At 33.7% G+C, this 19,298-nt stretch carries 27 protein-coding genes; 12 read left to right on the forward strand and 15 right to left on the reverse strand.

All coding sequences use genetic code 11. From position 1 onward, the window contains the following. Positions 1–318 precede the first annotated feature (318 nt). From V1503_RS08570 to V1503_RS08580, 3 genes are all read right to left on the reverse strand, one after another. Positions 319–894: a hypothetical protein gene (locus V1503_RS08570; protein WP_410626274.1), complete on the reverse strand. Its 576-nt coding sequence runs from the start codon at positions 892–894 to the stop codon at positions 319–321. Beyond that, complete coding sequence (locus V1503_RS08575; protein ID WP_410626276.1) at positions 881–1,030, reverse strand: hypothetical protein; 150 nt, start codon at positions 1,028–1,030, stop codon at positions 881–883. Before V1503_RS08575 ends, V1503_RS08570 begins: the two co-directional genes overlap by 14 nt. Before the next feature lie 191 nt (positions 1,031–1,221). Continuing rightward, positions 1,222–1,797 (reverse strand): DUF2087 domain-containing protein, encoded by a 576-nt coding sequence (locus tag V1503_RS08580; RefSeq protein ID WP_410626278.1) that lies wholly within the window; start codon positions 1,795–1,797, stop codon positions 1,222–1,224. Between the two features lie 343 nt (positions 1,798–2,140). On the opposite strand from V1503_RS08580, the gene V1503_RS08585 reads away from it, so the two are divergent. The 3 genes from V1503_RS08585 to V1503_RS08595 are packed head-to-tail and all read left to right on the forward strand — an operon-like array spanning position 2,141 to position 3,731. Then, positions 2,141–2,566 carry a DMT family transporter gene (locus V1503_RS08585; RefSeq protein WP_410626280.1) on the forward strand — a complete coding sequence of 142 codons (426 nt, stop codon included), beginning with the start codon at positions 2,141–2,143 and terminating at the stop codon, positions 2,564–2,566. A 19-nt stretch (positions 2,567–2,585) separates the two neighbouring features. Next, positions 2,586–3,284 (forward strand): Crp/Fnr family transcriptional regulator, encoded by a 699-nt coding sequence (locus V1503_RS08590; RefSeq protein ID WP_410626282.1) that lies wholly within the window; start codon positions 2,586–2,588, stop codon positions 3,282–3,284. A gap of 15 nt (positions 3,285–3,299) precedes the next feature. Beyond that, complete coding sequence (locus V1503_RS08595) at positions 3,300–3,731, forward strand: DMT family transporter (RefSeq protein WP_410626284.1); 432 nt, start codon at positions 3,300–3,302, stop codon at positions 3,729–3,731. A 155-nt stretch (positions 3,732–3,886) separates the two neighbouring features. Here V1503_RS08595 and V1503_RS08600 read toward each other — a convergent pair whose 3' ends face one another. The 4 genes from V1503_RS08600 to V1503_RS08615 all read right to left on the reverse strand — a co-directional run bounded on the left by V1503_RS08600 (position 3,887) and on the right by V1503_RS08615 (position 6,834). Further along, the gene (locus V1503_RS08600) at positions 3,887–4,336 is read right to left on the reverse strand and encodes a GNAT family N-acetyltransferase (protein WP_214484417.1); all 450 of its coding nucleotides are present in this window, start codon (positions 4,334–4,336) and stop codon (positions 3,887–3,889) included. 227 nt (positions 4,337–4,563) lie between these two features. Continuing rightward, positions 4,564–4,932, reverse strand: coding sequence for a GNAT family N-acetyltransferase (locus tag V1503_RS08605; protein WP_410629417.1), 369 nt, complete (start codon positions 4,930–4,932; stop codon positions 4,564–4,566). Positions 4,933–5,124: 192 nt separating this feature from the next. Continuing rightward, a complete protein-coding gene (locus V1503_RS08610) occupies positions 5,125–5,580 on the reverse strand; it encodes a DUF4275 family protein (protein WP_410626286.1) in 456 nt (151 codons plus the stop codon). A 15-nt stretch (positions 5,581–5,595) separates the two neighbouring features. Next, positions 5,596–6,834 (reverse strand): aminopeptidase, encoded by a 1,239-nt coding sequence (locus V1503_RS08615; RefSeq protein WP_410626288.1) that lies wholly within the window; start codon positions 6,832–6,834, stop codon positions 5,596–5,598. A gap of 368 nt (positions 6,835–7,202) precedes the next feature. On the opposite strand from V1503_RS08615, the gene V1503_RS08620 reads away from it, so the two are divergent. The 4 genes from V1503_RS08620 (at position 7,203) to V1503_RS08635 (ending at position 9,386) form a co-directional block, all read left to right on the forward strand. Then, positions 7,203–7,568, forward strand: a complete 366-nt coding sequence (locus V1503_RS08620; protein ID WP_410626290.1) for an IDEAL domain-containing protein — start codon at positions 7,203–7,205, stop codon at positions 7,566–7,568. A 66-nt stretch (positions 7,569–7,634) separates the two neighbouring features. Next, positions 7,635–8,060 (forward strand): RrF2 family transcriptional regulator, encoded by a 426-nt coding sequence (locus tag V1503_RS08625; RefSeq protein ID WP_214484412.1) that lies wholly within the window; start codon positions 7,635–7,637, stop codon positions 8,058–8,060. A gap of 72 nt (positions 8,061–8,132) precedes the next feature. Continuing rightward, positions 8,133–8,618: a Crp/Fnr family transcriptional regulator gene (locus tag V1503_RS08630; protein ID WP_410626292.1), complete on the forward strand. Its 486-nt coding sequence runs from the start codon at positions 8,133–8,135 to the stop codon at positions 8,616–8,618. Between the two features lie 144 nt (positions 8,619–8,762). Continuing rightward, a complete protein-coding gene (locus V1503_RS08635) occupies positions 8,763–9,386 on the forward strand; it encodes a nitroreductase family protein (RefSeq protein ID WP_320259368.1) in 624 nt (207 codons plus the stop codon). Positions 9,387–9,469: 83 nt separating this feature from the next. Here V1503_RS08635 and V1503_RS08640 read toward each other — a convergent pair whose 3' ends face one another. The 3 genes from V1503_RS08640 to V1503_RS08650 all read right to left on the reverse strand — a co-directional run bounded on the left by V1503_RS08640 (position 9,470) and on the right by V1503_RS08650 (position 11,542). Beyond that, entirely contained in the window at positions 9,470–10,282 is an 813-nt protein-coding gene (locus tag V1503_RS08640) for a hypothetical protein (protein ID WP_410626294.1), read from the reverse strand. A gap of 40 nt (positions 10,283–10,322) precedes the next feature. After that, positions 10,323–11,048 carry a hypothetical protein gene (locus tag V1503_RS08645; protein WP_410626296.1) on the reverse strand — a complete coding sequence of 242 codons (726 nt, stop codon included), beginning with the start codon at positions 11,046–11,048 and terminating at the stop codon, positions 10,323–10,325. Positions 11,049–11,287: 239 nt separating this feature from the next. Next, entirely contained in the window at positions 11,288–11,542 is a 255-nt protein-coding gene (locus tag V1503_RS08650; protein WP_214484786.1) for a DUF1871 family protein, read from the reverse strand. Positions 11,543–11,744: 202 nt separating this feature from the next. On the opposite strand from V1503_RS08650, the gene V1503_RS08655 reads away from it, so the two are divergent. Then, positions 11,745–12,422 (forward strand): hypothetical protein, encoded by a 678-nt coding sequence (locus tag V1503_RS08655; protein ID WP_410626298.1) that lies wholly within the window; start codon positions 11,745–11,747, stop codon positions 12,420–12,422. A 167-nt stretch (positions 12,423–12,589) separates the two neighbouring features. On the opposite strand, the gene V1503_RS08660 is transcribed toward V1503_RS08655, so the two are convergent. Further along, entirely contained in the window at positions 12,590–12,925 is a 336-nt protein-coding gene (locus V1503_RS08660; RefSeq protein WP_410626299.1) for a DUF3147 family protein, read from the reverse strand. Next, positions 12,916–13,329: a MarR family winged helix-turn-helix transcriptional regulator gene (locus V1503_RS08665; RefSeq protein WP_214484789.1), complete on the reverse strand. Its 414-nt coding sequence runs from the start codon at positions 13,327–13,329 to the stop codon at positions 12,916–12,918. The genes V1503_RS08660 and V1503_RS08665 overlap by 10 nt, the downstream gene beginning before the upstream one ends. A 213-nt stretch (positions 13,330–13,542) precedes the next feature. Here V1503_RS08665 and V1503_RS08670 point away from each other — a divergent pair, with 213 nt between their 5' ends. Further along, positions 13,543–14,745: a cytochrome P450 gene (locus V1503_RS08670; RefSeq protein WP_410626302.1), complete on the forward strand. Its 1,203-nt coding sequence runs from the start codon at positions 13,543–13,545 to the stop codon at positions 14,743–14,745. Between the two features lie 28 nt (positions 14,746–14,773). On the opposite strand, the gene arsC is transcribed toward V1503_RS08670, so the two are convergent. The 3 genes from arsC to V1503_RS08685 are packed head-to-tail and all read right to left on the reverse strand — an operon-like array spanning position 14,774 to position 16,260. Beyond that, positions 14,774–15,193, reverse strand: a complete 420-nt coding sequence (gene arsC, locus V1503_RS08675) for an arsenate reductase (thioredoxin) (protein WP_320210911.1) — start codon at positions 15,191–15,193, stop codon at positions 14,774–14,776. Positions 15,194–15,207: 14 nt separating this feature from the next. Then, positions 15,208–15,846 (reverse strand): aquaporin, encoded by a 639-nt coding sequence (locus V1503_RS08680; RefSeq protein ID WP_214484792.1) that lies wholly within the window; start codon positions 15,844–15,846, stop codon positions 15,208–15,210. A 30-nt stretch (positions 15,847–15,876) separates the two neighbouring features. Next, positions 15,877–16,260, reverse strand: a complete 384-nt coding sequence (locus V1503_RS08685) for an ArsR/SmtB family transcription factor (protein ID WP_250886860.1) — start codon at positions 16,258–16,260, stop codon at positions 15,877–15,879. Positions 16,261–17,551: 1,291 nt separating this feature from the next. On the opposite strand from V1503_RS08685, the gene V1503_RS08690 reads away from it, so the two are divergent. From V1503_RS08690 to V1503_RS08700, 3 genes are all read left to right on the forward strand, one after another. After that, on the forward strand, positions 17,552–17,950 hold the full coding sequence (locus tag V1503_RS08690; protein WP_410626305.1) for a hypothetical protein: 399 nt from the start codon (positions 17,552–17,554) through the stop codon (positions 17,948–17,950). A gap of 112 nt (positions 17,951–18,062) precedes the next feature. Beyond that, the gene (pyrH, locus tag V1503_RS08695) at positions 18,063–18,797 is read left to right on the forward strand and encodes a UMP kinase (protein WP_410626307.1); all 735 of its coding nucleotides are present in this window, start codon (positions 18,063–18,065) and stop codon (positions 18,795–18,797) included. A 230-nt stretch (positions 18,798–19,027) separates the two neighbouring features. Next, entirely contained in the window at positions 19,028–19,297 is a 270-nt protein-coding gene (locus tag V1503_RS08700) for an autorepressor SdpR family transcription factor (RefSeq protein WP_410626308.1), read from the forward strand. Position 19,298 lies beyond the last annotated feature (1 nt).

Here is a 19,298-nt window from a genome sequence, read left to right on the forward strand (position 1 = left end):
TATTCCAATATTATAAAAGCATTTTTGTATTATAGCCTTGCTCCTAACCCCATTCATGCTTTTATCCCGATTTACTATAGAGCTAGATCTTAAATTCCTTTATTTCATACGTCATATATTCCATATGATTTTCATTGAGATGTTGTTTATACACAAGCAAAATAAACCTTACGTTCATATACTAGTTAAAATTTATGTATGAGGGGTGTTTGAATTGCTAAATTTGATAAAGCTCTTTGCGCTAGTCATCTATACGATTCTTGATCCAAAAACCGTATCGGTTCATATAAATACATTGGTTGGTAGCCAAATTTAATTTCATGAGTTGATTTTAGCAATAATATTAATTATAAAAACAATATAGATTAACAATACGATAAAGATGAGAGTATGCTTTTCCCAATACCACTTTTTTTGTCTGTTTGCCTTTAATTTTAGAAGCATGTCTTGCAATACCTCTTCATGACGAGATATTCTCCACCACCGCTTAATAGATATATTTATCGTCGTCCTTTTATGACCTCTTAGAGGGTGCCAACTCATCACTACTTTCGCTCGGTCATTGACTAAGTCAAATATGTACTTATCATTCACATCATCTTCCTTCTCTTCATATACGATTTGCAAATGATCTAACACTTCTTTAATGATAGCTTTTACCTCTTGCTGTGTAATCTCATAAACTGTTATACTTCTTCCACCATAATAAAATCTCAAAAAAAGGATGACGAAAATGGAGAAAACAAAAATTAGATAAAAACTTATATTCTCCATAATATTGCCGAATTTTTGGAAAATAAACGGAAATAGAATGGTTACAACTACATTCATGAGAAATAAAATCTTAGAGTCCATTACGACGCCATAATTTTTCCGCGTACTAATAACCTCCAAGACTACTCCCCCAATGAGAATGAAACTTACAATGACCATCATTATAATGATCACATAAAGCTGGGACACTTCCACTTTCCTCACCTCTTACAACAGCCAAAGGAGTGTCGTATAAAACATCCCCCTCTATAATCAACAAACGTCTCTTTACACTAGGCTGTCTTCACATTGATTGCTGTTTTTCATTCTTTGCTATAAGCACGTATTATTCCTATACACTTCGGGGCATCTTTTCTACTTTTTTTATTATGAAACACCATAAAATTTAGTTATTCTATACAATTTTTATAACAATTTCAACATAGTTTACGAAAAGAGCCATTCAACCTAATCAATTTTTGCCCACATTTCTTGGGGATTTAATTCATAAATTCCTTTTTCCCTATACATATAATGTCCCATAATAAGCTCTCTACGTAAAGTGGCATAATCATCATGAAATTGTTTAATATGTTCATTAATCTCTCTTTCGGTGTACTTTCGTCCCTGCTCTAGCCCTTTAATAATATATTCTAAGATAATTAACTTCTTCTTTCTTTGTGCAGGTATCGTTTTTAATTTCCCATCACCCGTAACAAAGTTGTTTAGTATTGCTTGATTATTTGTATCACGACTCATACCTACTTCTCCCTTATCGTTAATAACATTTATTAGCGCTAGCGATTTATGTTCTAGATCTTTCTTAATTAAGTAAAAATAAATCGTATTTTTCTCCCTTTTTTCTTTAATGAGTCCTAGATCTCTTAATTTAGTAACATGATGAGTAATCGTCGGTGGCCTTAACCCTAACTTTCCCGCTATTGCTTGACCATGTAACGGCCCTTGTGCCAACAACACTAAAATACGAATTCTTGTCGGATCACCAAGAACTTTATGAAACTGAACAATTTTTTCTAATTGCACGATTTATCCCCCTTCCACTTCAATTAGATATACATCTAATTAGATATTAATCTAATTATAAAGTAATGTCAATTTAGAATTAATTTTTTAGCTATTCTCACCTCATCAATCTTAATTGTTAGGCGCTTTTGGAAACGATGTTGTAATTCCTAAAGGACAATAGCGCGACGTAGATACGATTACTAATTTAAAGAAGTAATTTATTAACAAATCAAATGATTATAACCACTTCACCAATATTATGATTGAAAGAAAATGACTAAAATAAGGACATATGTCCTTTCTTCTTACTTCACTTTTATATTTTAATTAATTTATAACGAATTTGAGAGGAAGGGATATCATGAAAGGTTTGCTATATTCTCTAGCAGCAGGAATTTTTATAACTTTACAAGGTGCTTTTAATGCCCGGTTAAGTGATGATCTGGGACCATGGCATACGACCTCACTCATTCATTTGATTGGATTTATCATTTCATTCGTCATTTATTTGTTTGTGAGAGATGGACAAAGAGGTGGATTTCAAAAGACACCATTCCTTTACCTTCTAGGTGGAACATTTGGGGTTATGATCGTATTCGGACAAATGACCGCAATCAACCTTATAGGTCCTACCTTTGCTGTTGCAGTATTATTAATAGCTCAGTTATTTTCAGCATTTATTATTGAGACTAAAGGTTTGTTTGAAGAGCAAAAACAGCGCATCTCTTGGTCAAAATTGCTTGGAATTGCTTTAATGTTTTGTGGAGTGATTGTCTTTAAAATTTAATGAAGATTGGTGATACATGATGGACAAGGTTAATAATCCAAGTTTACTAATACAATATCTTAATTACCATCAGTTGGATTCCGTTTTTTCACAAGAAACCCAAAAGAAGATGACATTACATCGTATCGTTAAAGGAGAGACTTTATGCACAAGAGGAGATACATTAAATCATATGTATTTTCTAGTAAAAGGAAAAATTAAAATATATACGATTTCTCCTGAAGGAAAGACAAGGATAGTACGCTTCAAAAAACCTATTGCAATCATTGGAGATATAGAATTTATTAAAAAAAACAAAGTGATTTATACGGTTGAAGCTGCTTCTGATGGCTATTTAATCGGGGTATCGTATGAGCAAATTAGAAATAAAGAGGAGAACCGAGTCACTTTTGTGAAATTTTTACTTGAAATAATGACCCATAAATTTTTTACTGAATCCCAAACATCTAGTTTAAATATACTTTACTCTGTCGAAGTGCGGCTTGCAAGCTATTTACTATCGATTTCATCTGATGAAGAGGGTTCATTATTTCATCAAGAAATGAGAACATCGAACTTGACTGAGCTAGCTGATTTAATTGGGACGAGCTATCGACATTTAAATCGTGTCATTCAAAAACTAGATGAAGAAGGTGTGATAGAGCGTAGAAAAGGTGCAATTTACGTAAAAAACCTTAATCTATTACGTGAACGAGCAGAAGGAAATATTTATGAATAACTAGGGAGGAATAATATGCAAGGCGTTATATTATCAATCATTACAGGTATATTGATTAGCATTCAAACCGTATTTAATGCAAGAGTTAGTGAACGTGTAGGTTCTTGGGCAACGACTACACTCGTTCTAGGATTAGGCTTCATTGCCTCATTACCCATCTTTTATTTGACTAATGATACTAGTTTATTCCAATTGAAAAATATAAACAAACTCTATCTCTTTAGCGGAGTAATTGGCGTAGGAATTGTATTTTGTATTATGAAAGGTATTCGACATATTGGGCCAGCCTATGCTGTTTCTGTTGTTTTAGTATCTCAGTTTACTGTAGCGCTTCTCATTGATACCTTCGGTTGGTTTGGGTTTAATACAATTGCGATTACATGGAATAAAGTAGTCGGCATATGTATTATTCTATCAGGGATCATCCTTTTTAAACTAAAACGATGATTTTACTAAGCAGTTCAAATACAACTGTATACATGAAGGCTCATTTTAGCCTTCTAGTTACATAAATATGCTTTGAGGCAAGAAAACTAGAGGATTATGTATTTCAGGTCTGTATTTCCAACAAATGAAGCTAAAAATGATATCTTGCGATGTTTTCAAGGAGTAGCGATAAAACCAGTTTTTATCCCTTTTTTAAACCCTGCACGTTCGTAAAAAGATAATGTCTCTTCTTTTTTGGAGCCGGTAAGGAGCATCACTTTATAACAGTTTTGTTCCCATGCAATGTCCAACGCTGCCTGCAATACCTTCGTTCCATACCCTTTACGTCTATAATTACTGTGAGTAACCACATTTTCTATTAAGCCATAAGGACGTGCGCTCCTCGTCAAATTCATTATAATGTTTAGTACACATGATGCAACTAGCTGACCATTTTTATCTGCAACGATATAGTATGTATGAGGGTTACAGCAAATTTGTTTCCATAAAGGTGCTATATCGGTAGCAGATAGTTCTGGATCATCTGAATTCAAATGTGTATACAAATGTAATAATGATTGTAATTCTTCACGTTTTATTGGTCTTATGCAAACTTCATCAGCCATATAAATCACACCTCAATAGTCATGTTATTGTAAGGCTCTTTTCGTAAAATTTTTTCTATTATCACCAAATTGGGACCATAAAAAGTGGCTTATCATTTTAATGAAGCAAATAGCCTGTTATATCTCCTTAACTGTAAACGAAGATCCTTTCGATCAATGAATAGCACTAATTTACAAAAGAGACTGGATAAGCATCCAACCTCTTTCCATTTAACATATGTAATTTATTAACCTCTACCTGATTGCTTATTATAGTTTCTTATTATCATACCGGTAGATCTCGTCATGCCAAACTTTTCATAGTAAGGCTGAAGGTCCTCATCACACATCACGTCTATCATGTACATGTCATTAAGCTCTTGTAGCATTCTCGTGACTAATTCCTTTCCAACCCCTTTGTTTTTGTATGCCGGCAACACTTCTAGTAAAGGAATGTAAGCAGAAAGAACGCCATCACTTATAGCTGTAATAAATCCAACAACTTGATTATTTGTTTCATCTATCGCAATGATAACTTTATAGCTATTTATCAACAACCTTAAATGTGTTTCTGGACTAGGCGGATTCGGCCAATCTACAAAAAAACCTTCCAACATTTCATGAGTAACTCCATCAAATGACGATGTATATTTCAAAATTTCCAGCTCCCTATCTGTCATATTAGTAAAATATTTGTTAACAGATGGGTATTAAAAATATAATAACAACGATAAAACCTCCTGCTTAAAAAATGCATGCACATACTTTATTCTATGATTTATTCAAAAATCCTCTTTGTTACTTTTATGTTACTCTTTTCTACTAAAATACGGACCTAATTCCCCTTTTTCATGTGTAACAACATATGTCCAACTAAAATGTTCATCTACTATATAAACATCCTGTTCATCTTTAAAATCATCCGCACATATGTGAGCAGCATTTTCTATGAGTAACACCAAATCTATGTGCTGATAAAATATATAACATGTCCCTTTAGGTTCATTATTAAATACAAGGTCGGCTTCTTCTCCTTGTAAAAACGACACCTTCTTAAAGCTAAAAAGATGCCATAAAAAACCTCCGATACTGTTTAGGTATATCTTCACTTTTTCACTATCATTCAGATGATTCGCAAATGTCTTCTCCCACTTGCTACGTAAATAAGACCCTTTACCATGTATTTCTTGTACTTCAATATGCTTACTCTTAAGGTTTATTAACAATTCATTAACTTTGCGATGTAAAAACTGTTCTAAACTCATACTACCTCCAAGCTGTTAAATAACCCAGTTTCCATCAAGGAAAATCGGCTCAACTAGTCCTTCAGCAGTTTCACCGTCTATATGAAGTTTATCAGATCCAATCATAAAGTCTACATGTGTGATACTGTCGTTAAACCCGATTTGTAGTAACTCTTCTTTACTCATTTGTTTTCCGTTTTTAATACAAATAGGCAATGCATTACCTAATGCAAGGTGACAAGATGCATTTTCATCATACAAAGTGTTATAGAAAACTAGATTCGAATTAGATATTGGTGAACGATGTGGTACTAACGCTACTTCCCCAAGGTATGAAGCACCTTCATCTGTTTCTAAAAGACCTTTCAATGCCTCAAAGCCTTCCTCTGCAGCAAAATCTACAACCTTCCCATCTTTGAATGTCAGACTAAAATTATTAATAATTGTACCATTATAATGAAGAGGCTTCGTACTCGACACCTTCCCATTCACGCCCGTTTTCACAGGAATAGTAAATACTTCTTCCGTAGGTAAATTAGGAACAAAATTTGTTCCTTTGTCGTTTGTGAATTTTGCACATAACCATTGATGTGCATCTGGTAATTCAATCGTTAAATTGGTACCAGGCCCGCTGTAATGTAATTTTTTGTATTTTTTCTTATTTAAATAATTCGCACGTTCATTTAAGGAGCTAATATGATCCTTCCACATTTCAACTGGTTCTTTATTATTAATACGTGTAACTGCAAAAATTTGATCCCAAAGCTGTTCAACAGCTTCTTCTTTATTTAAGTTCGGAAATATCATCTGCGCCCATTCAGGTGTAGGCACTGATACAATTGCCCAGCTTATTCTTCCCCCACCTATATAACCTTGAAACTCTTTCATAGCTGTTCTTGCAGCCTTTGTTGCCACCGCTACACGATTTGGATCAATATCCTTCAAAAGTTCTGGGTTTTGAGCATAAACGTTTAAATACGCTACATTATCCTCAGCCATATCTAATAAGCCCTTCACTTTCCATTGTGGAAAACTCTTTAACCCTTCTTCAGGTGCTAGTTCATATTTAAGTAGATCTAGTTGGCTATCTATGTATTCGACTAATACATCCTTTGCTCCAGCTTTATAAGCTTGCTTCACCACTTTATGAACGAAATCTGTTGCCTCTATAGGTGTGTTAATATAAACAGTTTGACCCTTTTGAACATTTAAACCGACTTGTACTACAGTCTCAGCGTATTTTTCTAATTTCATATCAAAATTTATCAAAGTCATTACCTCCTAAATAATCCCCATATATCCATGTCATAAGTTTAATGAAACCACTATTTATTATCGCATAATAGTTAAATTCCACTTAACAATAAATTTGAACAACTCAATCATATAACTGTTTTCAGTATTAAAAATGTTCTACCTATTATATACAATAACCTAATCTTCTTCCAATAGAAACCAAGTTCTTGACGAACACTACTGTAACATTTATAATTACAGTAATTATTATTATTAATTTGTTTTCATACAAGAAAAACTTCACATAAAATAAAAGCTGATGAAATCGTATAATACTACTTTGATCTGCGCCACTTTAGCAACTGCAACTAAGTTAAAGAGCATTAATTACAAAGGAGGGAATAAATATGAAGCCTTTACTTATCGGTGATTGGGTGAAAGGTACAAGTCGGAATGATGAACTATTTCATGGTTTTATTGAATCTTTAGAAGGACAAACTGGAATCGTTCGTATTGTTCAGAGTGATAATCATGAACTTGAAGGACAATCCATTAAAATGCCAATAACTACTATTTCAATTATTCAACACTCAGACTTACAACAAGAGGGTTATCTGTTAAACTTAATTGACATCGCACTTATTGAACGTGATGAAGAAACTTTCATGAAGCTAACAAAAAAACTAAATGCTATTCGCAAAAATAACAAAGAACTAGTTCGCGTAAAGAATGCTACAACAGCTGTAAGCGATAGAGAACTTAACCGTCAATAACTTTGTTCATACAATAAGGTGAAATTGCCTTTTTGACATGTAGTTAAGGGAGGGAGAAAAACAAAAATGAACAGTGAATTTTCACTTGCCGTGCATAGCCTCACATATCTTGCGTTATTACCTGGCAAAATGGCTACTAGTGACTATTTAGCCGAGAGCGCTTCAGTTCATCCAGTGAGAATACGTAAGATGCTCAGTTTACTCAAAAAAAATGGCTATATTAAATCAAAAGAGGGTGCAGGTGGAGGGTTTATACTTGCTTGTGAACCTAGTGAAGTAACATTAAAAGAAATTTATTCTATAACTTCTGAAGGAACTCTGCAGCCAAAATGCTCCCAAGCAAATGAACAATGTATTATTGGTGCAAACATGAAGCATGTGCTTTTTTCCATCTTCCAAGACGCTGAAGAGCATTTAGGTAATTTCTTAGGGCAATTTACAATTGCTGATATATTAGTTCAAATTAAAGAAAAAGATGCACAAAATATATAAGCAAATGACTTGGTTTCGACCAAGCATTTGGTCTAAATGTAGCAAAAACAATTACAGTTCAGGAGGGATCATATGAATATGAACGTTGTGTCTTATACAACTAATAATGAACAAATTTTTCAAGATCAAAATAAATTACAAGCATACGGACAAAACCATCATGTCGAACATGGAACGGTAATATATAGTCCTCAAGCACCTATCAATTCTGTGTTATTTTTAGTAAAAGGAACGATCCTTTTAACAGATGCTGAAAAAGGTACTGAGAAAATAGTTCATGAAGGCGAATTTTTTGGTGACCGATCAATTTTTTCTTCAAAGCATATAAGTGCCAAAGCTTTGTCTAATGCTGAATACTTTCAAATTGATGCTTATAATTATGCTCAATTAATGGGAAATAACCCTAAGCTTGCTTTAAATATTGTTGAAGAGTTGTCTAATCAATATTTAGACAAACAAATTTCACAGCCTACAAATTTGTTACAAAAATTGAAAACATCAATACAATCATACAGATCGAAAAAACAAGTGGATATGCGTTACGAAGAATGTTTATAAATATTAAATAGTTTTTATTGACTTTTCTAACTGTAACATCTAGAATTACAGTATAATATTAATTGTCACCAATGATTAAACTTTTTTGACAGTTAATTGTAACAAAAAAAATTACATTAAATATAGGTTAGGAGAATTTAACTCATGACAACTACAAAAAAAGATATGTCTGCATCAGAAGTGATGAAAGCACGCACATCAGTACGTAAATATGAAAAGGGACATGTAATGCCTAAGGAAGACCTAGAAGAAATTCTTAACTTAACAGTAACAGCACCATCTTCATGGAACTTACAACATTGGAAATTTATCGTTATTGACAAAGAAGAAGATAAACAACGCCTACTTCCAATCGCTTATAATCAAGAACAAGTTGTTGACAGCAGTGTAACGGTTGCAGTTTTAGGTGATTTACAAGCGAATGAAAATGCAGAAATCGTCTATGGCGAAGCAGTTAAAAAAGGCTTTATGCCTGAAGAAGCTAAAAATACATTAATCGCTCAAATTAACGGTGCATATGCTAGCATTCCGAACGCAGCACGTGATGAAGCAATTCGTAATGGATCATTAGCTGCGATGCAATTAATGTTAGCTGCTAAGTCACTTGGATATGACACTGTTCCAATGGGTGGTTACGATTCAGTAAAATTTGTTGAAGAATTTAATGTTCCTGAGCGCTACATTCCTGTGATGCTTATTTCTATAGGTAAAGCAGCTGCACCAGCTCATCCAACACCTCGCTTCCCTTTAAAAGATGTTATTCTTTAATTAACTTAAAAACAACGCCTGGATAACCAAGCGTTGTTTTTTTTCATTTATTCAGCCTTCAGATAGAACTTTCATAAATGTATTTACTCAATTTCTTCCTCTTCTTTTAATGACATGAAATGTACGGCTGAGTTTGTTGCAGCATGTTCTTTAGCTGAATCACTTGCTGAATGACTCGCTTTTGAGTTTTCTTTATTCTCCAAAGATGGATTTGTTTTTTTGTCAACGTGATTTATTACTACATTTTCTTCATCTATCTTTTCTCCATCAGTAACTTCTTGTTCAGCATCTTCTTCTAATGCTAGTTCTTTAAGCTCTTTAGCGATTTCTTCAGTTTCATCATTCGTCACTTCTTCTATTGTAGCATGTACCGCAGAGTTAACTGACGCATGTATTTTAGCTTGTTGATTAGCTCTAATACTGGCCTTTGAGTTTACTTTATTCTGTGAAGATGGATTTGTCTTTTTATCAGAGATTAATTCTTCGTCTACTTCTTCAGCATTTTCATTATCCTGACTATCTTCTTCACGATTAACTTCTTGATCCTCAGAATCATCATCTCTTATACTTTCTTCATCTTTTTGAGGCTTTGTTATGATATCATCACTTTCAATATGTTCCTCAATTGATGCATGCACTGCTGAATTTTCTGAAGCCCTTTCTTTGGCTCTCTCACTTGCTCTTTCACTTGCTTTTGAGTTTGCTTTATTTTCTTTAGAAGGATTGTTTTTTTCCTTCGTCTTTACTTCCTCAATATCATCACGCTCATCATATTTTTGAACACTTTGGATATCACTTATTTCTTGTTGTTCTGAAGCTTCACTCATACCTGCTCCAACTAATAGACTCACTGAAATTGCTCCCGCTACAACAAATGATTTAACAACCTTTTTCATTAATAATCTCTCCTTCTTCTTTTAAAATTTATTTTGATAATTAGCAAGAAGAAGATAAATCCGGCGGTTGAGAAGGAGGCGCATTTATCCATTGATTGCTCAGGACTTGGATATTTGAAAAACAATCCGTCTGCTGTGAAATTTTCCATCTATGCTGATTTAATTCAAGCGCATGTAATTGATGATTTAAGTTAGAGCCTTGCCCTCCTCCATCAGTAGAAGAGCTAGGTGAACTGTGCAAGTTGTTAATATTTACCACAACATAGATATAGCCTAGTAGCATTTCTCTCTTACTTTGTTCTTCAGATCTTGAGTCATAGTTAGTTGTACTTGACTTTGTTCTTTCTTGCATATTTTGTTCAGTTTTAGTCGACCTAATAATAGATTGCTTAAATTGAATGGCTTTCTGTCCATCATCACTAAGGTTTACAACTTGATCAGATGGACTACCCTTTATCTTTTTCAGCTGGTTAGCCTTGTTCTTTTTACCATTATTAGTCTTCTTGGTTGACTGAATGTTTTTATGATCATCCTTAGCTTGATTCTGTTTTTCATTTTTCTTAGTTTTTGAAACTTCTTTTTGCGCCTGACTGTTATACGTTCCTTTTTCTTTGTTGTTATTTTTATTCTTGCTGGTTATTTTTATTTCACTCTCTACTTTATGGTCTTTGTTAGCATTACCATTGCTTGCCCCAGACACGTATGTAGGTATGACGAGAAATAAGGATATTAGGAACACTATAGAAGAAACAATACGATAGTCCACGTTTTCACCACCTTTCTTCGGTGACCCTACTATAGTAGTTCATTTTGACTTATATGTTTTTGTGGGTTGTATTTAACTTAACAAATATTTCAATTTATTCAGTTATTTAAAAAATATTTTAAATGAAGGCAATATAACTACCATCGTTTAAAGCAAAAGCAAAAAAACCTACTCTGAAATAGAATAGGTATAAAAGCTTATAAATATTAAATCCCCTGTGTATTCAATGATTGTTCCATTTACAAATCACAAATTTCTGTGTTAGCAATCTGCAAAAGCTCCTGCGCCATGATTTCACATTCACTAAGCGGAATTAACTCCTCAAAGGAATTTTCATAAATTGATTGAATGCGTTTCGCCAAAACAATTTTGTCATTTAACTCATGTATGGCTTGTAGTACATCTATATTTTCAGTTTCATAAAAGCCAATACCATAACCTAATGGATCCCAGCTTTGTAATTTTAACATTAGCTTAATATTCGTATTCTCCATGCTCCTCACCTTTTATCTTACATATTTAACTATAATAATAACGTGGTTATGAATTTATATCAATTTTCCTCATAATACTTGTTGTGTGCACTAACGAGTTAATCACACAATTTAACATAAAATTATCATAGTTTACACATCATTCTTGTCTATTCTATAAGTGTAGAAACAATAATTATATCTCGGATGAGGAGGAAAAGAAGTGAAAAAAATTGGATTATTTGCACTTGCTGGTGCGTTAACTTTAGGTGGACTAGGAGCTAGTCATGCATTTGCTAATGAGAACGGTGGTTTATTTCAAAGAGGACAAAATCAAAACCAAGTGATGAATAAAGATAGTTTCGTTGAAAAATGGAGTCAACTATCTGATGAAGAAAAAGAAACTAGGATTTTTGAAAGAGCAGCAGAGCTTGGGATTGATACGGATGGAAAAACTGTTGATGAAGTGATAGATTCAATTAACGAACAACGCCAACAGCGCCTATTTGACCGTGCAGAAGAACAAGGAATTGACACAGAAGGTAAAATTGCTGATGAAGTAAAGGAGTTACTCAAAGACCAGGCTCCTAGTGGTGAACGTAGTGGGAAAGCACATGGCAAAAGAATGAACAAGGAACAATTTGCTGAAAAATGGAACACTCTAACTGATGAAGAGAAAGAAGCTAAAATACTTGAGCGTGCATCAGAACTAGACATAGATACGACAGGTAAAACAACTGAAGAAATAGTTGATTTATTGCTCGAACAGCGTCAAGATAGATTGTATGACCGAGCTGAAAAGCATGGTATCGATACAGAAGGTAAAACACTTGAAGAGGTTAAAGAACTATTAAAAGAGGACATCTTAAATAGTATAAACTCTAATAGTGATAGTCTTTAAATAAAAATTCCTAATTAACTAATTGGAACGCTCTTTCCGTACACGCTGTTGCTGAAAGAAAAAATGCCCCGAAGCCTAGGATACATGCTTATTTGTTAGTATGGAAAGAACTTCAACAAAGCCAAAGGTATGTTATCTTTGGCTTTGTTTGGATTCATAAAATGTGTTCAAACTACCTTCATAACAAGCTGTTGTACAAATAAGAAGCCAGCCCAGCCAAGAACCCCTAACCCAATTGAAAACACTAGTGGCATTGCTAATTTTAAACATATCCCAACAATTACTAATAAAACGACTGTAGCTGGTATGCCGATTAGTACACCTGTTGTAAATTTGCTTAAGTTCACTAACGATTCACCTTGGAATGATAACCATATTAAGCTAAGTAAACTTACGAGAGGTAACGCAGCGATAATACCTCCATACGATGGATATTTGCGCGCTACTTCAGTCACAATACCAATAATTAATGCAGAAATTAGAATTTTTACTATCACGTACATTTAGCTGCCTCCTCCCGCAATATCGTAAAAGCTTGATCAATCACTTGTAGCTGCTCTGGAGAAATAGATGAAAAGATAGCTGTCAATTTTTCTTCATCCAGTCTTGAATGTTTATGAATAATATCCAGACCTAGTTTCGAAAGAAATACATACACCCTACGCTCATCGTTATTATCTCTCTTTTTGTTCACATACCCTTTATGAATTAGCCTCTTCACATGCTCGGATGCAGTATTATGACTAATTTCCATATATTTCGAAATGTCCCCTATTGTCAAATTCCCCTTCTTCTCAAGATGCTGAAGTATGCGTATTGCTTGATGGGAGATCGATTCCTTATGTGTCATATGCATATAATAATATATATCTGTCCAAGCATCATTCACTCGTTTTACTTCATCCATTTAGGTTCACCTCTATAATATCTTATTATACGATATATCTGTATATTACGATATATAATGTAATGTAATTTGTCAACTTCCATATTTAACGATGATTATTTTCTAATTAATATTGCCCTTGAAGAATTACTGTTTGAAGGAAGGTATATAACAGTTCTAACTTGAATAATTATATTTAGATTTTCCATTTTAAAGTGAAGGGTGCGTGTTGAGTTGGATAATGTTATTGGTAATAATGATACTGAGCATTTGATGTATACAAAATGGGAGCCATTTGAATGGTACAAAAAAATGAGGAAAGATCATCCTATTCATTTACATACAGAGTATAACTATTGGGATGCGTTTAAATATGATGATGTAAGCTTTATATTAAGTAATTATAAATATTTTTCTTCAGCTCGATATCAGGGGCAGGATAATGACCCTTTCGGAGAAAGTATACTTTTTATCGATCCACCTAGACATAAACAAATGAGAGATTTAGTTAATAAATCATTCACTCCTAAAGCAATGCAATCATGGGAGTCGAAAATTGAACGGATTTCAAATATGCTAATTGAAGACTTACATGGAAAGCATTCTTTTGACCTCGTCAACGAATTTTCAATGCCTTTGCCTGTTATTATTATTGCAAATATACTGGGTGTTCCCACTGAAGAACTACATTTATTTAAAGAATGGTCGGATAATATCGTTGAAGGGGTTTCTGATACGTCAGAGGAAGCCATTAAGGCAGCGCAAGAAAAATATGCCTCAACTATAAATGACCTTACGAGCTTCTTCGCAGAAATGATTAACCATAAACGAAACAATTTCTCAGATGACATTATTTCAATACTTCTTCAAGCTGAAGTTGATGGCAAGAAATTAACACAAAATGAATTGATTGGTTTTTGTATATTATTGCTCGTTGCTGGAAATGAGACTACAACGAACCTTATTACAAATGCAGTTTATTGTTTTCTTGACGATCGAACTATTTTTGAACAACTAAAACAAAATGAGCAATTGCTCGTACCTGCGATAGAAGAAGTGTTAAGATACAGATCCCCTGTTCAAGCAATGGAACGGATCGTTAAACAAGACATCGAACTTCATGGACAATTGTTAAAAGCAGGTGATTATGTTGTTGCACATATTGGTTCAGCCAATCGAGATGAAACTAAATTTCCTCAAGCTGACCAGTTCCTACTAGACCGTTCATCAAACCCTCACCTAGCATTTGGAAAAGGTGTACACTTTTGTTTAGGTGCACCTCTTGCACGTATGGAAGCAAGAATAGCTTTAACTAAATTAATTAGGCATTTTCCAGAAATGAATTTTGCAGATGATATGTCAATAGAACCTATAATTAGTCCCGTCGTATATGGCTTAAAGAAATTAAAAATAGAGGTCAGTCGCCCACCGCTTTAAAGTGGTGGGTGACTGACCCTCTGCTTTTTTATCTTCCTTCGTCTGAGAATTGTTTTATTCTTTCACCTATTTCATCACGGACACGTTGGAAAAATGCCCATCTTTCTGCTTCTGACCCTTCCGCTTTTGCAGGGTCATCAAAGCCCCAGTGAACACGTTTTACTTGAGGAGGTGTAACTGGACAATGCTCATCAGCATGACCACATAGTGTAACGACTAAATCAGCGGAATGTAAAATCTCTGTATCGATGACATCAGATGTTTGTTCAGAAATATCTATCCCAACTTCATTCATCGCCTTCACCGCATTTGGATTTAAACCGTGTGCTTCAAGGCCAGCGCTATATACATCCCATTCGTCACTTAAATATTTTTTACCCCAACCTTCAGCCATTTGGCTACGACATGAATTACCAGTACATAAGAAGTAGATCTTTTTTTTAGTCATTGTATTATCTCCTTTTATTCGTGAATTGTTTTGTATACTACTGCAGCAGCGATTGCTCCAATTGTGGTAGCAATGATATAAACCCATAGATGATCAAATGTTCCCGAAATTAATGCAGGACCGAGAGAGCGTGCAGGGTTCATCGAGGCTCCACTAATAGGACCTGCAAACATCGCCTCGAGTCCAACAGTCGCTCCAATCGCAATACCTGCAAAGGATTTGACAGCCTTGCCATGTATTGCAGATCCAAAGATAACCATCATAAGAAAAAAGGTTAAAATAATTTCTAATAAGAAAGATTGAGTTGCTGAACCATGTGGAAGCGTGGCACCTAAATTAGCCACATCCCCAAATAACAATAAGAGCGATGCACTCGCACTGATCCCAGCGAGAAATTGAATAATGATATAGTATAACCCTTCTCGTAAGTCAATATCACCATTAACTATAAATGCAGCAGTAACAGCAGGATTAAAATGTGCTCCAGAAACGTGCCCAAACGTATAAATTAATGCCATCACTACTAACCCAAACGTAATCGCAATGCCTATATGTGTCAAACTATTTGTAATGCTATTAATGATGATGGCACCTGTCCCAGCAAATACTAAAAAATACGTCCCTAAATACTCTGAAATTAACTTCTTTCTCATATTTCAACTACCTTTACTATGCATTTTTGGCTACTTACATGATATGCGTAACCCCTTGTTTTCAAGCTCTTTAATTTTTTCGAGTTGATCGGGCAAGAACTTCATTATATCTTGAATCAATGGATAGTATTGACTATCAGTATTTAAAGAATAAATCATCCATTGACTTTTTCGATTTTCTTTCACAAGGCCACTATCTTTTAATTTCCTCAAATGCTGACTAACTGCGGGCTGACTCATTCCAAAAATATCTACGAATTCACATACGCAAAATTCATCATGATAAAGAAGTGCAATGATTGATAAGCGGGTCTTATCACCTAACAATTTCATCTGCTTAGCCATATGCTCAATTTCAATATGAGGTAATTCTATTTTGTCCTCCCCCTTTAGTAAAGGTTGCTTTATTTTCATCCTGAGAAATACGTATGAACTTTTTCTTGTTTAAACGATTTGTTGTTCTAAGCTAGATCATTCAAAGTGTATCACTTTTTCAGTTTCATAACTTAGTTATCATAAGAATATAAATATATGCTTATATAATAGAATGCTTATATAAATACGTCAACTCATTATTTCATATAACCCTTCATAAAATTACATAGCTTTATCATAAATTAGGGGTGTTTTCGCATTGAATGTTACTTTTCGTTCTTAGTTATAAACTCGTATATATATAACGTTTGTGGCATCTTTTCTACCAGTTATTAATTTCTCAAAAAATTATCATATTAGTGAAAAAGGCAACATAGTTAACGAAAAACATCTAAAGAAATTTGCTAATATACTTTTCCATATTACTCAAATACTCATGTACAAGCTTACACCACTGCATTTTGATATATATATTGTATATCTCTACATTTGTCCTCCCTTAATTAACCCTTTGCCATTGTTATGTATATGTACTTGTTTCTATATTGTCACCCACTATTAACGATTTCACATTTTTTCTTGTATACCTCTTCCATAAATGCATTCATGCATTTGCTAAGTAACTTTGACAGTTTTAATTTTATAAAATTAATTTTAATTTATCGTAGTCATATATTCATTAAGCGTTAAATTACAGTTTATCTGATTCCGATTTCATATTGCCATGTTTAATATTAATAGTTAGTTGATGACTAAATATTGACATACGTTTCATAAATAGTATAATTTAGACAGTTTGAGCTAAATACACAAGGCTGTTTTCGCGTAGAGTTGCTTTTTGTAAACTTTGTTGTTATTAATACAAAATTACTCCAGTAAAAAAGAAGTCTTATGTGATTATCATCATATATAGAAAACTAGATGCAAGAAACAATAGCTTGATCCCTGTTTACTTATTTGTACGAAAAACACAAAGACAACCTTGTAATAAGAGCTATGAACGTTTTGGGAACCTTTCTTTCTCTAAGGCTGTTTTCGCATTGATTGTTGTTTTTCGTATTAAAAAAGAACACCTACACAACTAACGTTCGTGGCTCCTTTTCTTCTGGACAACGATGCATAACATTATATAACCACTTTTTATCGTACTAATTTGATAACAATAGCAACCTAATTTACGAAAACCGGAAATAATCTCCACGAAGAACACCTAGCAAAATGACTAAGCTATGCCCCCTACGATTATCAACATTAATCATCACGTCGTCATTAAAACGAAGTTTTTCAAAAACATAGGTTTCAGAAACTAATTTCGGGAGGAGAAATTGTTTTGCACAGGACTATTCACCTGTTGTTTCCATTAATTCTTTTAATTAGTATTGTTCTCACAGCTTGTGGTGAAGAAAAACCTTATGAAATCATAAAAACAGAAAGTAAAGTAACAGAGTTCGATGACCGAATACAGCTGGAATTCCAATTTGAAATTAATAATTATACAGATGAAGATTATTATTTCTCATTGGTTTTTCCATCATATATTCAAGAGGCTCTCATTACGAAAGTTGAATTTATTAAAATAATGGCTGACAGTACCAATTCTGGAGTGATGTTAGTAACTGCTAGTAAAGATGGTGGACAAATGTCAGAAGAAACTATTAAATCGATTATTAACGGAGGGCTTCCTTTTGTGGAACAAATATTAATTGGAAAAACTTTAAGTTTAAATTGAATGACTTAGAAAACCGTATTAACTGGATCACCATAATTACAACTTAAAATTCTAACGTAGATGTGCTCTTTAAAGAATCAAGCTATATTATTTATATTGGGGGATTGATGAGTTGAACAATTACAATAGAGTACTATTAAAATTAAGTGGAGGAGCACTTAGCGATAATAATGGTGAAAACTTTTCCATTGAAAAATTAAATCATATTGCTAAAGAAGTATTAAGTATTGTAAATATGGGCATTGAGGTATCCATTGTGATTGGTGGAGGAAACATCTTCCGTGGTCACTTAGCTGATGTGTGGGGAATTGACCGTGTGGAAGCAGATAATATAGGAACATTAGGAACAATTATTAATAGTCTAATGCTACGTGGAGTTCTGACATCGACTACGAACAAAGAAGTGAGGGTTATGACATCTATTCCTGTAACATCGGTTGCTGAGCCATATATAAGGTTGCGCGCACTCCAGCATTTAAATAAAGGTTATATTATTATTTTTGGAGGTGGAAACGGCCAACCGTTTGTTACGACCGATTATCCGAGTGTACAAAGAGCTATTGAGATGAATAGTGATGCCATACTAGTAGCAAAGCAAGGTACTTCAGGCGTTTTTGATTCAGATCCGAACGCCAATCCACAAGCTAAAATGTTCCGCACATTAAACTACAATGATATCGTCAAAAAAGACATTAAAGTAATGGACCAATCCGCATTGCTGTTAGCAAGAGACCACCATCTACCTGTACACATATTTAATTTTGATCAAGTAGGCTCTATGAAGAAAATATGCGAGGGCTTTCAATGTGGCACGATAATCCACGATAAAGAGACAACAACATTATAAAATCCATATGAACGGTCCTCTAAATCTGTCCTGGATCAAAGCTATTATGCTATTAAATTTTGTAGCTTTGATTCATGATTCATTTAAGCCTATCTGTTTATTCACCCTTTACAAAAAGTAAATTTTTTCTATTTTACGTTGACAAATAAATCCAATTACAGTAGAATTTAAATTAACATTTAGCTAATTAGTTAAATGTTAAAATAAAAACCAATCTTGGGGGAACTTCTATGTCTCTAAATTTGGCCTTCAAAGCTTTGTCTGATCCTACCCGCCGAAAAATTTTAGATTTACTAAAAAACAAAGACTTAACAGCCGGAGAGATTGCTGAACATTTTAATATGACTAAGCCAAGCATTTCACGTCATTTGCATTTGTTAAAGCAAGCAGACCTAGTATGGGATGAACGAAAGGGCCAGTACATTATTTATTCACTTAACACGACTGTCTTTCAAGATTTAATGAAATGGGTTTTACAATTTCAAAACAAGGAGGATTAAA

The sequence above is a fragment of the Nanhaiella sioensis genome (assembly GCF_046557775.1).
GTDB lineage: Bacteria > Bacillota > Bacilli > Bacillales > SM2101 > Nanhaiella > Nanhaiella sioensis.

Excerpts from the sequence above, each read along its gene's own strand:
- V1503_RS08585 (WP_410626280.1), top strand. The coding sequence starts at position 2,141 with ATGAAAGGTTTGCTATATTCTCTAGCAGCAGGAATTTTTATAACTTTA.
- V1503_RS08590 (WP_410626282.1), top strand. The coding sequence starts at position 2,586 with ATGGACAAGGTTAATAATCCAAGTTTACTAATACAATATCTTAATTAC.
- V1503_RS08595 (WP_410626284.1), top strand. The coding sequence starts at position 3,300 with ATGCAAGGCGTTATATTATCAATCATTACAGGTATATTGATTAGCATT.
- V1503_RS08600 (WP_214484417.1), bottom strand. The coding sequence starts at position 4,336 with ATGGCTGATGAAGTTTGCATAAGACCAATAAAACGTGAAGAATTACAA.
- V1503_RS08605 (WP_410629417.1), bottom strand. The coding sequence starts at position 4,932 with ATGTTGGAAGGTTTTTTTGTAGATTGGCCGAATCCGCCTAGTCCAGAA.
- V1503_RS08610 (WP_410626286.1), bottom strand. The coding sequence starts at position 5,580 with ATGAGTTTAGAACAGTTTTTACATCGCAAAGTTAATGAATTGTTAATA.
- V1503_RS08615 (WP_410626288.1), bottom strand. The coding sequence starts at position 6,834 with ATGACTTTGATAAATTTTGATATGAAATTAGAAAAATACGCTGAGACT.
- V1503_RS08620 (WP_410626290.1), top strand. The coding sequence starts at position 7,203 with ATGAAGCCTTTACTTATCGGTGATTGGGTGAAAGGTACAAGTCGGAAT.
- V1503_RS08625 (WP_214484412.1), top strand. The coding sequence starts at position 7,635 with ATGAACAGTGAATTTTCACTTGCCGTGCATAGCCTCACATATCTTGCG.
- V1503_RS08630 (WP_410626292.1), top strand. The coding sequence starts at position 8,133 with ATGAATATGAACGTTGTGTCTTATACAACTAATAATGAACAAATTTTT.
- V1503_RS08635 (WP_320259368.1), top strand. The coding sequence starts at position 8,763 with ATGACAACTACAAAAAAAGATATGTCTGCATCAGAAGTGATGAAAGCA.
- V1503_RS08640 (WP_410626294.1), bottom strand. The coding sequence starts at position 10,282 with ATGAAAAAGGTTGTTAAATCATTTGTTGTAGCGGGAGCAATTTCAGTG.
- V1503_RS08650 (WP_214484786.1), bottom strand. The coding sequence starts at position 11,542 with ATGGAGAATACGAATATTAAGCTAATGTTAAAATTACAAAGCTGGGAT.
- V1503_RS08660 (WP_410626299.1), bottom strand. The coding sequence starts at position 12,925 with ATGTACGTGATAGTAAAAATTCTAATTTCTGCATTAATTATTGGTATT.
- V1503_RS08665 (WP_214484789.1), bottom strand. The coding sequence starts at position 13,329 with ATGGATGAAGTAAAACGAGTGAATGATGCTTGGACAGATATATATTAT.
- arsC (WP_320210911.1), bottom strand. The coding sequence starts at position 15,193 with ATGACTAAAAAAAAGATCTACTTCTTATGTACTGGTAATTCATGTCGT.
- V1503_RS08680 (WP_214484792.1), bottom strand. The coding sequence starts at position 15,846 with ATGAGAAAGAAGTTAATTTCAGAGTATTTAGGGACGTATTTTTTAGTA.
- V1503_RS08685 (WP_250886860.1), bottom strand. The coding sequence starts at position 16,260 with ATGAAAATAAAGCAACCTTTACTAAAGGGGGAGGACAAAATAGAATTA.
- V1503_RS08700 (WP_410626308.1), top strand. The coding sequence starts at position 19,028 with ATGTCTCTAAATTTGGCCTTCAAAGCTTTGTCTGATCCTACCCGCCGA.